Origin of the sequence: Thalassomonas sp. RHCl1, from assembly GCF_947387555.1 — a bacterium.
In the GTDB taxonomy this organism is placed as follows: domain Bacteria; phylum Pseudomonadota; class Gammaproteobacteria; order Enterobacterales; family Alteromonadaceae; genus Thalassomonas.
This window is the reverse complement of the sequence record NZ_CANDNZ010000005.1, coordinates 1-13,284: the sequence shown is the minus strand read 5'-3', so window position 1 is coordinate 13,284 and position 13,284 is coordinate 1. Positions and strand designations below refer to the sequence as shown.

The window sequence follows — 13,284 nt, the reverse complement described above, 5'->3', positions numbered from 1 at the left end:
TGTTTTGTTCCATGGTCATTTTCCTGTGCCACTGCAAGACATCCACTGCACCTGCCGACAGCCAATAACACTATACTTTGGAAAAGTATTAAGTGCCTAAGTTAATTCTTTGCGCTTACCGGGGTACAGGTAAGGGCTAGAGGTGTATAGGTGATTTTATGAGCTTATTACAAAAAAAACACTGTCCGTTTTTATCTTTGTCGCTTTATTCATTTCCTTCTCTTTTCAGATCAGTATTCACACAAGTAAGGCCAGGTGCGATGCTCTTGGCTTTATCGCTGGTGTTTGCTGCTGTGCCTGGGTGTAAATGGGAATTAAATAGCGGTAGCGACGATAACACAGAAGTGGCAGAAGAAGATGCTTCCTTGCCAACGGGACCGGTATTCGGTGATCTGCCCGATGATCTGCCAGAGGCCAATAAAGGGGCTTTTGAAGGAGGCGCAACCGGTACCAGCGAAGATACCACCATAACCAATGTTTTGCCCAAGGGCAGTTTGCAGGATAACGGTTATTTTAATATCCCCACCAATGGCGCCCCCAGCCCTTTGTTTGGCGCCTTGCCCTTCAGTCAGCCGATGCTGCGTTTTGAAGAGTTTGGTCTGGAGCCGTTAAACCTGGATAACAATAAACCCGGTAACTGGCGGTCGCTGCCAACGCCGCCAGACAGCCAAAGCCTGCCCAATGGTGAGCAGCTGGACAACTTCCTGAGCCAGGGGATTTGGCCGCTGCCGACCGTGGCCGCCAATACCCGGGAGTTAAACCCCTGGCAAGGGCATATCCAGCAATATCTCGGCCGGGCGCTTGATAAGCCGCCCGCCGAAGGGCGGCCACCGGGTTTAGGCTGGTCGCACCAACGTTGGTCTGATTTTACCCCGACACGTTATTTTCAGACCGCGACCACAGGCGCCCGCCTTAACGGCGGACTCAGGGATAATAAGCAGGATCATCAATACCAAGTGGGAGAGTTTGCCCCCGGCGGGCTTTATCATGAGAGTGTCGGCGGGGCAGGCACCACGGCCGGCATTCCGGTGCGGTTCCATCCGAATATGCCGCAGCAAGGGCCAACCACCTTGTGGACCTTCGACGGCACTTTCCCGCCCAAGCTGCTGAAAGTGCGTTACGGTGAGCCGCTTATTATGCGTCACTATAATGCTTTGCCCATCGATGTTTCCGCCAACCGCGGTTTTGGCGTGCATACCCTGAGTACCCATGAGCATAACGGCCATAACCCGGCGGAAAGTGACGGTTATACCAATGCTTTCTTTTTCCCCGGACAATTCTTTGATTACCGCTGGCCTATGGTACTGGCCGGTTATGATTCGATTAATCGCGATGCAAAGGATTCCAGGGCTGGTAGCCCGGACGGCCAGGGGGGCATAGTTAATTTGCGCGGTGACTGGCGCGAAACCATGAGTACCCACTGGTTCCATGATCATATGCTCGACTTTACCGCGCAAAATGTCTACAAGGGCAGTGTTGCCATGATGAATTATTACAGCGCTCTTGATCGCGGCAATGAAGCCCTCGACGATGGTGTGAATTTGCGTCTGCCCAGCGGCAGCGCCCTGGACTGGGGCAACCGGGATTATGATGTCAACCTGCTGCTGGCGGAAAAGGCCTGGGACAGCGAAGGCCAGCTTTGGTTTAATCCTTTTAATGTCAAAGGCTTTGTCGGCGATGTCATGACAGTGAACTGGCTTTACAAACCTTATTTTGATGTGCGCGCCCGCCAGTATCGTTTTCGCATTTTAAACGGCTCGGTATCGCGCTATTTTAAACTGGCGCTGGTGGATGAAGCAGGCGAGCCGGTGCCTTTTTACCTGATCGCCAATGACGGTAATATTATGGAGCATACCGTTTATTTTGAAAACGGCGAATTACCCACCCTGGGCATCGCCGAGCGTTATGACATTATTGTGGATTTCAGCGCCTTTAAAGCCGGTGACAAGCTTTATTTTGTCAATATGCTGCAGCATAAAAACGGCCAGGTCACCGACAAGGTGATCCCGCTCGGGGATATTCTTAGCGGTGATTATTATGCCCTCCCTTATGATGATGAAGATGATGGCCAGGTGGATCGCTGGATGCACGGCGATCCCGTGGTGGGCAAGTTTCTTGAGTTTCGCGTGCAAAGGTACCAGGGAGAAGATAAAAGCATGGATCCCGCCGACTTTGTTGCCGGCAAGAAAACCCTGATCCCCTTAAATCGCCCCGATGAGAGTGAGCTCGCCAATGCCTTGCACCGCACCTTTGAATTTGAACGTCAACCCACGGACGAAAAGCCCTGGGTGATAGAAACCGATGGCGGCAAAGGGCTGAGTATGGATCCCCGCAGGCTCAGTGCGGCGCCGGATAAGAACTCGGGCGGCATTGAAGTTTGGCGTTTGGTCAACAGCGGCAGCTGGAGCCACCCGGTACATATCCATTTTGAAGAAGGCATCATTTTAAGGCGTGACGGCAAAGAGCCGCCGGAATGGGAAAAGTGGGCGCGCAAGGATGTCTACCGGCTCGGCCCGCAGGAAGACAGCGGCAGCATAATAGAGATTGCTTTTCGTTTTCGGGAATTTGCCGGTACCTATATGGAGCATTGTCATAATACCCAGCATGAAGATCATGCCATGTTGCTGCGCTGGGATGTGGAAAACCCCGGGCAAACCAAGCTGATGCCAACGCCGATTCCTTCCTGGGACGGGGTCGGTTATGTCGATACCGTGGCGCTGCCGACAGCAAGAACCGGTGATGGCACAGGTCAGTACGGCCCTGAGCTTGAGCCGGTATCCGTCTGGGTGAAAGGGACAGAAATCGGCGAGCTGGATAATATTCGCGATAACCCTATCGGCGATGCTTTGTCGGCAGTGCCGCCGGATAATGAACGGGGCACGGCGACCTTTGCCTTGAAGCAGGGTATCAATATTGATGAGCAGGGGGTAGAAACCCTGGTCTGGTATTTTTTGCATGATGTCAGCGATGAGGCGTTGGCGGATGAGTTAGGCCTGGCCTGGGCCGGGGCGCTGGCGAAAACCCCACAAGCGGCTTTGGCTTCGGCTTCGGTATCGCCGACGGGGCAGTGGACCTTTTACGGCGACCTGCCAAATCCCGTGTGGGCCAATGATGAAAACCCCGAAGGTATTCCCGAGGTTGATGATAACAACAGTTATTCGCCGCTGCGCCGGGTCAACTATAACGGTAAAGAGGTGATCTTCAATGCCGTGATCATTAAGTGGGGGGATAAACCCTGGCAGCAAAATCGCATCGATAAATCCTGCCGCGGCTTTCCCGATTTGCCCGCCAATACGCAATGTTTATATAACGGCGAAGTCTGGGGCGGTTTAAATGCTTCCGGCCATGTGCTTGCGCTGGAGACCGAAGGGGAAAATCCCCATGTGACTTTTAAGTTGCATAAATCCTGGGCCGGGGAAGGGGACTATCTGCCTTATTATATTGTGCTTGATACTTTTCCCTTTGGCCCGGCCAAAGCCATGGGGGTGCCTTATGTGCCTAAGCATCAATTTCTCGGCGCGGTTGCCGTACCGCTGATCCAGTTTATACCGCCGGCGCCGATACGCAGCAGTTATCCGCCCACGCCAAGCGACGGCATGGGGCTGCTCGGCGGCGGGCCGTTTGGCAGCCAGGTGGGGGTACCTTCCTACTTTATGCCGGAAGACGATTATAGCCCGATGTGGCATATCGGCTTTGCCCACTGGCTGACGCCGGCGATAGACAGCGTTGGTGTTGTTAAGGGCCTGGAACAAGTAAAAGAGTTGCGTGCCAAAGGCGAACTGGAAGTGCTGGAGTTTCCGCCGCCGCCGAATATCGGCCTCAACAATTATGATTTTGAAAACCTCAACTCTCCCCATGTGGTCAACTGTCCGGTGCCGATGACAGTGGATAAGCTGGTGCATGATGCCCGTAATGCCGGCAAAGCCGATAACGGGGAGTAGTTAAGATGGCTAACTATCAACCCCGTTTGCAAATGAGTGTGGTGCTCTTGGTTGCGCTGACTATCTCGAGCAGTTTTCAAGTGCTGAGCGCAGCGAGCCCCTGGGGAGCAAACTATTTTCCCAATACCCTGTTAACAACCCATGAAGGGAGAAAAGTCAGGTTTTTTGATGACTTAATCAAAGATAAAACCGTGGTCATTAATTTTATCTATACCGCTTGCCCGGATACTTGTCCGCTGGAAACCGCCCAGCTGATCCGGGTGCAAAACATCCTGGGCAACCGGCTGGGTAAAGATGTGTTTTTCTATTCGATTTCCATTGATCCGAAAACCGATACCCCGGAAGTCCTCGATGCCTATCGCAGCCGCTTCGGCGCCAAATGGACCTTTCTCACCGGTAATGAAAATGATATCAGCAGGCTGCGGCGCAAACTGGGGTTATATATCGAGGAGATTCAGGACGGCTCTTTAAATCACAATGTCAGCATGATCATCGGCAATCAAAGTACCGGTCGCTGGATGAAACGTTCGCCGTTTGAAAACCCTTATGTGTTGGCGGATCAAATCGGCAACTGGCTCAGTGACTGGAAGTCTGCCAAGCCGTTAACGGACTATGCCAGCGCGCCCAAGCTGCGTAACCTGGCAACCGGAGAGCAGCTTTTTCGTACCCGTTGTCAAAACTGTCATAACATTGCCGGGGAAAATAACGGAGTGAGCAGCGGAACAAGCACTGGGGAAAAGGCCGCACAAACAGTGCCGGTAGCGCTGGGGCCTGATTTATTTGCCGTGAGTCAAAGGCGGGAAAAAAACTGGCTGGTCAACTGGATAATGGCGCCGGATAAAATGCTGGCAGAGAAAGATCCCATTGCCATGTCCCTCTACCTGCAATATGACCGTCTGGCCATGCCGAATATGCGGCTAACCTATAAGGAGACCATGCAAATACTCGCTTTTATCAAGCAGGAAAGCGAGCGTATTGCCGCGTCCGGGCCGGTTAAAGCTCCTGGCAGCCAGCGCAGCATTGGCGATAAAGCGGTGAAGATAGTCAATGCCTGGGTGCGTCAGGCTTTACCTGAGGCTAAGGTCAATGCCGGTTATCTGACCTTGATTAATCCCACCGGGCAGGAGTTGACGCTGGTGAAAGTGGAAAGTGATGCATTTAGCCAGATAGAAATTCATGAAATGGCGATGCAAGATGGCCTGATGGCGATGCAAAAGCTCGATGAGTTGGCTGTGCCTGCATTCGGGCAGGCGGCATTGCTGCCTGGCGGTAAACATTTAATGCTCAAGTCGCCGCGAAAGCCGTTAAATGAAGATGACAGCATTAACCTGACGTTAAAGTTTAAATCCGGCTGGCAGCAAAAAGTTTCGGTGAAGGTGACGGCAAAATAACCGAGTGCTTTCCCGGCAAGGGAAGCCGGGGTCATGCATTAACATTCCCCTTTGATAAAGGCCTGGTAATCCTGATGAATGACTTTGGCCTGCTCCAGTGCACTTTCCAGGCTGCCGGCGATATTACGGCCGGACAGCCAGATTTTTATTGCCAGATCGGCGATAAACTTGCGTTCATTAATGTCGGTAATGTCCTGGCTTTGGGCGATAATTCTTTTTAATTGGGCATTTTGATCGGGTACTTGGGCTAACATCTTGATGTCCTTATAACAGGGGTAAAGTTGCGATTAAGATATCATTTTGCTGATTTTCGCAAAGGGCAAAATTGACCGCTCGGGTAAACTGAGGAATTATCTGGGCTTCTCTTAGGCCTTTATCAAAGGTTGGAATAAGCAGAGGAAAGCTTATGCCCCGCGATGATTGCCGCGAGCAACGATCTGAGGCATAGGAAGATTATTTTTTCTTGCGAAGAATGACCACAACAATGGCGACCATCACCAGTAGCACTAAACCGGCATAAATGATCCCTTGTTGCTCCGGGCCCAGGCGAAAGCTGGCATTGCCCGGCTGTGAATAAGTGTTTTGTTGAATACTTTCCTGGCTTGTTGCGCTTGTGTTCAAAATAATTCTCCCTGCTTGCTTGATAAGGCTAGAGCTTGCTAATCACCCGTAGGCGGGGCTAATGTCAGCGTTAACTCATCGACAAATTTTTGATCTTCTTCTTGGGCCTTCAATTGCAGGTCAATGAATTTTGCCGTGTGCTGGCAATGGGGACAAGTGACTAGTTCAAACGGGCCGGTATTAGGCGGCAGTTGAATATTGTCTTTGCATTGAGCGCAAGTGATAGTCGAAGTATACATAAGGTCAATCCTTTGCCTGAGATGTTTTTCCTTCTTAAAAATAATGTAGCAGTGGCAATTGAGGGTTTCAATAATCCCGGTGTTTTATTGATGTTTTGTCTGTTATTTTTTGGGATGGCTTTATGTTTTTAGTGGGTAAAATTGTAGTGGTAACTTATTGCTGTAATTTAGGAACTTAGCTTAAGGTGTTTAAAATTCTGGACAAAAACGGATAATCTTGAGCAGTAAATTGTGTGCTTCGGGGCTTTGATAAGAAGAAAAATTGTACAAAAGCGCTATAATTAAATTGTTTCATGAAGCTGGGTATGGATACATTTTTTTGCTTCTCTTCGCTCATTGATGTCCCCGTTAATGAGCGATTTTTTGGTTGGTCTTTTCTTTACAGGGATAAGAATTCCCTGATCTGAGTTTCTTTTTCCATTGCATCCTCATATCCCAGTTTGATCAGGTGTTTGCAGTATTTTTGTTCAAACAGCAGGTAACTGGTGATGCTTGACTCCGAGTCTTCCCGGATCCCGATGCAGCGCAGCAACATGCGGATGGATAAAGGTAACTCGTCAAAATACTCGCTGGCGATGGCATTAAAATCATGGCTGGGGTTCAGTACCAGGCTGTCGATATGCTTGAGTCCCTCGTGGCTTTTCCGCTGCTTTTCGGGAATAAGCGACAAGGTGGCATTTATCCGTTTCATACGTTCAAGATCACTTTGTAGGGTATCGGCAAAAACCGTATCTAACATATGTCCGGCGATGGTGGCGCTGGTGGGGGGATGGGGGTTGTTCTCCATTGCATGGCGCGGCTCTTTCGGCTGTTCGACCCCGACAATAAACAAGCGCTCGGCGCCTAAATGAATGGCCGGGCTCAAAGGGGACAGCTGGTGAACCGAGCCGTCGCCGAAATGTTCGGTCTGCAGCTTGATCGAGGGAAAAATCATCGGGATAGCGGCAGAAGCCATTAAATGTTCACTGTTGATTTTTCCGACCTGGCCCCGTCTTTTGGCGCGGTGCCAGGGGGGGATCGCCTGCTCAGACTGATAGAAACTGATGGAGTCGCCGCTGCTGTAACTTGAGGCGGTGACGGACACCGCATCTAGATAGCCGCGCAGGATATTGGCGTCTATACGTTTAAAATCCACCACTAAATTGAGCAAATCCCTTAGCGGGGCGTTATTTAACAGGCTGCGGGCGGTTTTGGTGGCATAATCCGCCTGGAAACTGGCCAGCATGCCTTTGCTGATATTGCCAAAAACCCGCAGCGGATCGCTGTGGTAGATGCGGTTGGTTTTCAGGTTCTTCCATACCCATTCCAGTTTTTTTACCCCGAGGTGAAAGCAGGAAGCGTAACAGGCAAGACCCGTGGTATTGATGGCGCCGGCGGATGTGCCCGCCAAAATAGGGAAGGGGATGCCGTGATTTCTCGGCACGAATTTCGCGATAGCCGTCAGCACCCCTACCTGGTAGGCGGCACGTGCACCGCCGCCGGTTAATACCAGGGCATTTTTAGAATCTTTATAGGTTCTTTTATTCGACATAAATCCGATATTTTTTTCTTATATAGTTATATCTTATACCAAACGTAATAAATAATTGACCAAGATTCAATGAGGATAAACATTCAAGTTCAAGGCGCATGATTGACCAATAGCCAGTTATTGGGATTGAGTGCAACGAAGGAATTGAGTGTTTAGACCATTGAAGGTGATCAATTAATTATTTCTTTTGGTATTATATAGTTGTCAGTGTAATGAGTTTTTTAAAATCAGGCCAGGGCTAATTCCATGCCCGGATCTGCGGGTGTGAAGATGATACTTGTTTCAAAAATTACTTGTCCGGAATGCGGTTTTCAGCAGGAAGAAACGATGCCGGTCAATGCCTGCTGGTATTATTATCAGTGCAATAGCTGCCAGGTCTGGCTGAAACCCTTAAAGGGGGATTGTTGTGTTTTTTGCTCTTTTGGCACGGTGAAATGCCCGCCGGTACAGCTTGGTGATAACTGTGGTCATTAACTCCGCCAGTTATCGGGGCATCTCTCTCACCGGTGACAAAGCGCTATCTTTCGCTATCATGAAGCGGTGCTAACGGATGTTATTGTTGTCGTCATCCGTTAGCTGTCTGGCGCTTGTTTGGGTTGCATTCAGGGTTTAGCTTAAGCCATCAGCAAGGAGTCTACCCAGTCGGTATCGCCAGTTAAGGCCGATAACAGGCACAGGCCGATCCCTGTGTAGCCCATTAACAATCCGGTATCTTCTTCGTGCTCTTTGGTCACGCCGGAAAACATATAAAATCCTTTTAAGCCTTTTTCCCGGTAGTCGTTCAAGGTGATATCCAGCCATTTATTTGCCGTGTGCAATAATTCTTCTTCATCAAGGTGTTGATGCAATAACTGAAAAACCAGGGCGATGCCGGCACTGCCGTGACATAAACCGGCATCATTGACCATACCGTTATCCTGGTCGCGCCCGGCAGCATGTAAGCTGATTTCCCTGGCTTTTTCCAGGTAAGAAGGCAGTTCCAGCGTCTGGCCGACCCGCGCCAGGGTTAAGGCTATGGTCAGATCGCCGTAACACCAGCCCAGGCGTGAAATGTGCTCTTCGTTACACGAAGAGCCAAAACAGCTGCCTAACTTATGCTTATCCAGCTCCTGTGCCATTAACCAGTCACAGCTTTGGATCAGCAAAGATTTCGTACGCTGGTGTAAAGCCGGTATTTTTAATGCCGGTAGCAAGGCGGCAATGATCCCGGGGACGCCATGGGCCAGACCGAGGTTAAATTCAGGGGTCTCTTTCTCTTCCTTATTGAAGCGATAAACTGAGTCCGCCGGCTGTGACCAGGTCAGGGTGTGCTCGGTCACCTGCACGGCTGCCTGTTCAAAATGGCTGACTAAAGTTTCAAATAAATCGGCAGAGGGTGATTTCAATAAACGTCTGGCGGCATAGACGGCGACGCCCCCCAGACCCAGCACCATTTCAATTTCCCCCGGCCAGGGGGTATCCGACAGGCTTTCCTGTAAAAGACTGTCGATTTCTTCACACATTTCGGGATCATAATCGTCCCCCTGGGCTTGGTTGAGGTATTCCAGCAACCAGCCCTGTCCGCTGAGACCGCTGCTTAAATCGTTATAATGAATATGGGCGGCCAGTTGCTGTTGTAAAAATTCCAGTTTGTCATCAAAGATTTCTTCATTGACCAGCTTGGCATCAAATACGCTGAGTTTATATAAAAACAACAGGTTTCCGCTTAAACCACTCAACAAACCACAAAAGCCCGGATTTGAGGGTAAATTTGCGACCGTGTCGCCGAGTTGTTTGAGAATTTGCTCGATAAGCGGGCGGTTTTCAAGGGCTGACGATAATGCAGGAGACATCAAAACATCCTTATTTTTGGTTATTATTTTGGGTTCTTTGCTTGATCTCTTATCTGAGGTCTTTTATTGCTTAAGTCTCTGATAAATCAAGGTAGGGACAATTTAGCCTAATTAAAAAAATTTCACCACGGTTTTTAATCAAGTCTCATAAATATCCGCTGATTTATATTTACAGCCAAGGTTGTTGTCTGTATTTATCAAGCCGGCAAAGAAATAAAACGATAAACTCATTTACAGCAGCCGCTTTGCCCCTTAAGGTAAGACATGCTGAGCGCTTTGTGCTTACATCCTATTTTCGAGGAGCTTTTTTTGGGAGTAGGAGTTTAATCATCAGGGAAATCATTTGTCAGAAAAAAAGCTGAAACTACAAAAGTCTACCGATAAACTTGTATCTCAATCCCAGATCCGAATAGCAAGTTTCAACCTGTTCAATTATCTTGAACCTCCCAATGCATTCTATGAATTCCAGCGTATCTACAGCGCACAGCAGTGGCGTAAAAAACAACAATGGATAGTTGACTATTTAACCGCGCATCAACCGGATGTGATCGGCTTTCAGGAAGTCTTTAGTCCCGACTCTTTAAAAGCATTGCTGGCAGGGCAGGGCTATCCTTATTTTCATGTCGTGGATCAACCTCAGGTCACGGATGGTTTTATTTATTCGCATCCTGTGGTGGCGATAGCTTCCCGTTATCCTGTGGCTGAAGCTGTACCGGTAGTGCCAGATCCCGAACTTGCCGAAACTATGGGGCTTAAAGCGGGGTTTGCTTTTAGCCGCAAGGTGCTCAGGGCGACGGTGGATTTGCCCCATATCGGTTTTTGCGACTGTTATGTGGTGCATTTTAAATCCAAGCGCCCCTTGTTTGAGTATGAAGCGGCTAAAGCCCTGTCAGGTGAAAAAAATACTTTAGAGCAGCTTAAAGCCCAGGTCGCAGGAGGCTGGGGGGCGGCAATACAAAGGGGCAGTGAAGCGGCATTGCTGTTTGTTGAGATGATCAGTCGGCGCGAACAGGGCGGCTTGCCAATGATCCTGATGGGGGATTTTAATAACAGCCTGGCTCAGGAAGAGCTGGTGTTCCTAACAACGCAAGCACTACGTGCTGATGGCGTTGAAGGCAGTGAAGTTTATCTGGAAAAATATTGTCTGCAGGATGCCTGGAATATGTTTCAGGCACTGGTGGAGAGCCGGGGAAAGGCTGAACCTCTCCGCAAGCCCAGTCATTATTACGGCGCTAAAGGCTCGGTCCTGGACTATATTTTGCTTTCCCGTGAATTCGACGCCGGTTATCAATTAAGCCTGTTCGAGGTAGGCGGGCATGAAACTTATGATCGCCATTTGATTAATCCGGTTTTTGACCGGGACGGTGAAAGCAGCGATCACGGTATTGTGCTGGTGACCCTGACCTTGCGAGCATGACGAAACAAGCGCCGGGAGCTAGACTAAGAACGCACTATTGGTGGGGAATTTCTGGATCTTTTTCGGGTTTTGTAAATCAAGCCTTTCGGTGATATGCACTTCTACCTGCGAGCCCACCAGCTGTAACAGGTATCCCCGGGCGATTAGGTGCTCTTTTGATGTTTTTGAGTAGATATTCACTTTTCGGCCGATGGCGGACTGCAGGCGGCCAAAACGAAAATCGGGGGCTTTGATATCCGGCAGGTTTTCCTGCTCGGCAAACAAACCGGTACAAAACTCTCTGGCTTTGCGCAGCAGATCATGGGCAATTTTAACAATATCGACATTGCGTAAAAAATGGCTGAAGGCGACCTTACGTTGTTCAAATTCAATATTGATATCAGGTAGCCTTTTATTTTGCGCCCATTGACGGATCACCTGGTATTTATCTTTGGCCATACTGATAAAAGTAGTGCTGGCGCCTGTCATCTTACTGCGCCAGACAATGCGGTAAGCATCTTTGCCTAACTGGTATAATTCAACCATGATACTACCGAACTGCATGGTATTAGTGGGGGCATTACCTTTTGTTTTTCTATGATACCGGATGGGGTTGAACATAGTTGTCACGACTAACCTCTGTACATCTTATTCTTATTTATTTCCCGTCTATGCGGGATTATTGCTCCTTAGTTGAACCTGGCAATGTCTGCTGCGACAGGTTATATGGCAGTGACGCTACCTTGTTCCTGATCTGTCCAGATTTTATTTATCGGCCACGAGAGCATAATCTTGAGGATTTTAGCTGGCATCCTCTTATTACTCCTTGATAACAAGGAGGCAGTGAATCAACTGGTCGTGCAGTGTAACACTGAAATGTGCAAGATTATTGAAGAATTCTCAAAAAGTTATCTTTTTGGAGGATTTTTAAGCGTTATTTAAACCCGGGCTTGTAATTTGGGTGGAAAGCAAAAGTATTTTCCCTCCTTAAAAAAGCTGGTAATGACTTGAAACACAGGGAAAAGCTTTGAAACACTCGCCCTCTGGTATGAATAAATTTTCCTTGTTATACCTATTAATGCCTTCTGGAATTGACTCCGGCAGGTTGTTCTAGCCCGTATTGTTAGGTTGATTCCTCTCATACGATCTAACAAGCAGTAATACGGAATATAAAATTAATATAAAAAGGAAAATTTATGCTAGCTAATAAAAAAACTTTACTTGCTGCCCTGGTTCTTGCTTCTTCTTCATTTGCGGCTACAGCCACCGATGACGGCGTAGAAAAATACAGTGATTCCCTGGTTTACTTGAAATGTATAGGCGGTGCCTGTACGCCGGGGACTACCACGCCTTTTCGCGCGATGACCGTTTATTATAAATATGAAGTGGGTACGCCACCGCACAGTGAAGCAAGACTTTATTGGAATCAGAATGTGCCGGCCGATATTGCCGCCGGTCGTGATATTGCACATACCGTTGCCGGTGCATGCCCGGCAGGCAGCGTAAATAGTGAACTGACGGCAACCTGGTATTTATCTGACTTTAAGCCGGTGACCGCCAAGGCAGTTGACTGTGACAATAAAGAATATTTTTACTCGGTACATGAGTTTGATTTTTAATCACTTTATTGATTAAAACTACCTTACTTATATAGGGATCGGTCGATCCCTATTCAATACTTTTTCTGTAATTACCGACTAAGCACTCGCTGATATTATTTCCTGTTTCGAACCAGTCAAGCCTTTGATTTTGAGCCTTTACGATGTTCCTGGCTTGAAGGTTATTTGCTTATCCAGCCTCTGCAACGGGCGCTAAGGTTTATCATGTTTGATGAGAGGATGAAGTAATGTCTCGAATATTTACTGAGCTGACAGCGGCTCTGTGCAGCTATAGCAAAGGTACGTCTTTATCAAGAGCGACTACTTATGCATTTTGGCGGTGAGCTTGCGCATTTCAGTTAGAGAAATATAGGGAAAATGATCAGGAAAAGGAATGTCAGTGTTAAACTCAAGTTTTTTAGTTAAATAAAAGTAAAGTTTAAAGCGGTACTGTGTAACAAAATATTTAATAAAAAGTTTCTTTTTGCGCGTTAACAGCAAAGTTTTTCCGTGAAATGGTGGTGTTCACGAATCGTAAAGGCAGGTTATGGTGGACGATACTGGGCTTGAACCAGTGACCCCCGCCTTGTAAGGGCGGTGCTCTCCCAACTGAGCTAATCGTCCGTATAGAGATATTTGATAGTCTTATAAAGCGAAATGGTGGACGATACTGGGCTTGAACCAGTGACCCCCGCCTTGTAAGGGCGGTGCTCTCCCAACTGAGCTAATCGTCCA

General features: G+C 48.5%; 11 protein-coding genes and 2 tRNA genes. 5 read left to right on the top strand and 8 right to left on the bottom strand.

Annotated elements, in window-relative coordinates; genetic code table 11:
- The first annotated feature begins 260 nt into the window (after nt 1-260).
- The gene (locus QL234_RS15040; protein ID WP_281558643.1) at nt 261-3,941 is read left to right on the top strand and encodes a multicopper oxidase domain-containing protein; all 3,681 of its coding nucleotides are present in this window, start codon (nt 261-263) and stop codon (nt 3,939-3,941) included.
- 5 nt (nt 3,942-3,946) lie between these two features.
- On the top strand, nt 3,947-5,332 hold the full coding sequence (locus tag QL234_RS15035) for a copper chaperone PCu(A)C (protein WP_281558642.1): 1,386 nt from the start codon (nt 3,947-3,949) through the stop codon (nt 5,330-5,332).
- 38 nt (nt 5,333-5,370) lie between these two features.
- On the opposite strand, the gene QL234_RS15030 is transcribed toward QL234_RS15035, so the two are convergent.
- The 4 genes from QL234_RS15030 to QL234_RS15015 form a co-directional block, all read right to left on the bottom strand.
- A complete protein-coding gene (locus QL234_RS15030; protein WP_281558641.1) occupies nt 5,371-5,586 on the bottom strand; it encodes a hypothetical protein in 216 nt (71 codons plus the stop codon).
- Between the two features lie 199 nt (nt 5,587-5,785).
- A complete protein-coding gene (locus QL234_RS15025; protein ID WP_281558640.1) occupies nt 5,786-5,953 on the bottom strand; it encodes a hypothetical protein in 168 nt (55 codons plus the stop codon).
- A 38-nt stretch (nt 5,954-5,991) separates the two neighbouring features.
- On the bottom strand, nt 5,992-6,192 hold the full coding sequence (locus QL234_RS15020) for a hypothetical protein (protein ID WP_281558639.1): 201 nt from the start codon (nt 6,190-6,192) through the stop codon (nt 5,992-5,994).
- 379 nt (nt 6,193-6,571) lie between these two features.
- Nucleotides 6,572-7,723 carry a patatin-like phospholipase family protein gene (locus QL234_RS15015; RefSeq protein WP_281558638.1) on the bottom strand — a complete coding sequence of 384 codons (1,152 nt, stop codon included), beginning with the start codon at nt 7,721-7,723 and terminating at the stop codon, nt 6,572-6,574.
- Nucleotides 7,724-7,993: 270 nt separating this feature from the next.
- Here QL234_RS15015 and QL234_RS15010 point away from each other — a divergent pair, with 270 nt between their 5' ends.
- Nucleotides 7,994-8,197 (top strand): GDCCVxC domain-containing (seleno)protein, encoded by a 204-nt coding sequence (locus tag QL234_RS15010; RefSeq protein ID WP_281558637.1) that lies wholly within the window; start codon nt 7,994-7,996, stop codon nt 8,195-8,197.
- 140 nt (nt 8,198-8,337) lie between these two features.
- Here QL234_RS15010 and QL234_RS15005 read toward each other — a convergent pair whose 3' ends face one another.
- Nucleotides 8,338-9,555 carry a lanthionine synthetase C family protein gene (locus tag QL234_RS15005; RefSeq protein WP_281558636.1) on the bottom strand — a complete coding sequence of 406 codons (1,218 nt, stop codon included), beginning with the start codon at nt 9,553-9,555 and terminating at the stop codon, nt 8,338-8,340.
- A gap of 343 nt (nt 9,556-9,898) precedes the next feature.
- On the opposite strand from QL234_RS15005, the gene QL234_RS15000 reads away from it, so the two are divergent.
- Nucleotides 9,899-10,972 (top strand): endonuclease/exonuclease/phosphatase family protein, encoded by a 1,074-nt coding sequence (locus QL234_RS15000; RefSeq protein WP_281558635.1) that lies wholly within the window; start codon nt 9,899-9,901, stop codon nt 10,970-10,972.
- Between the two features lie 18 nt (nt 10,973-10,990).
- On the opposite strand, the gene QL234_RS14995 is transcribed toward QL234_RS15000, so the two are convergent.
- Nucleotides 10,991-11,497: a hypothetical protein gene (locus QL234_RS14995; RefSeq protein ID WP_281558634.1), complete on the bottom strand. Its 507-nt coding sequence runs from the start codon at nt 11,495-11,497 to the stop codon at nt 10,991-10,993.
- Between the two features lie 650 nt (nt 11,498-12,147).
- Between QL234_RS14995 and QL234_RS14990 the strand changes: the two genes are divergently transcribed.
- Nucleotides 12,148-12,570: a hypothetical protein gene (locus QL234_RS14990; protein ID WP_281558633.1), complete on the top strand. Its 423-nt coding sequence runs from the start codon at nt 12,148-12,150 to the stop codon at nt 12,568-12,570.
- A 527-nt stretch (nt 12,571-13,097) separates the two neighbouring features.
- Here the strand turns inward: QL234_RS14990 and QL234_RS14985 are convergent.
- Both QL234_RS14985 and QL234_RS14980 read right to left on the bottom strand, forming a co-directional pair.
- A tRNA-Val gene (locus QL234_RS14985) sits at nt 13,098-13,173 on the bottom strand.
- 34 nt (nt 13,174-13,207) lie between these two features.
- A tRNA-Val gene (locus QL234_RS14980) sits at nt 13,208-13,283 on the bottom strand.
- Nucleotide 13,284 lies beyond the last annotated feature (1 nt).

Coding starts and splice junctions, on each gene's coding strand:
- QL234_RS14990 (WP_281558633.1), top strand. CDS start 12,148: ATGCTAGCTAATAAAAAAACTTTACTTGCTGCCCTGGTTCTTGCTTCT.
- QL234_RS15010 (WP_281558637.1), top strand. CDS start 7,994: ATGATACTTGTTTCAAAAATTACTTGTCCGGAATGCGGTTTTCAGCAG.
- QL234_RS14995 (WP_281558634.1), bottom strand. CDS start 11,497: ATGGTTGAATTATACCAGTTAGGCAAAGATGCTTACCGCATTGTCTGG.
- QL234_RS15035 (WP_281558642.1), top strand. CDS start 3,947: ATGGCTAACTATCAACCCCGTTTGCAAATGAGTGTGGTGCTCTTGGTT.
- QL234_RS15005 (WP_281558636.1), bottom strand. CDS start 9,555: ATGTCTCCTGCATTATCGTCAGCCCTTGAAAACCGCCCGCTTATCGAG.
- QL234_RS15020 (WP_281558639.1), bottom strand. CDS start 6,192: ATGTATACTTCGACTATCACTTGCGCTCAATGCAAAGACAATATTCAA.
- QL234_RS15040 (WP_281558643.1), top strand. CDS start 261: ATGCTCTTGGCTTTATCGCTGGTGTTTGCTGCTGTGCCTGGGTGTAAA.
- QL234_RS15030 (WP_281558641.1), bottom strand. CDS start 5,586: ATGTTAGCCCAAGTACCCGATCAAAATGCCCAATTAAAAAGAATTATC.
- QL234_RS15015 (WP_281558638.1), bottom strand. CDS start 7,723: ATGTCGAATAAAAGAACCTATAAAGATTCTAAAAATGCCCTGGTATTA.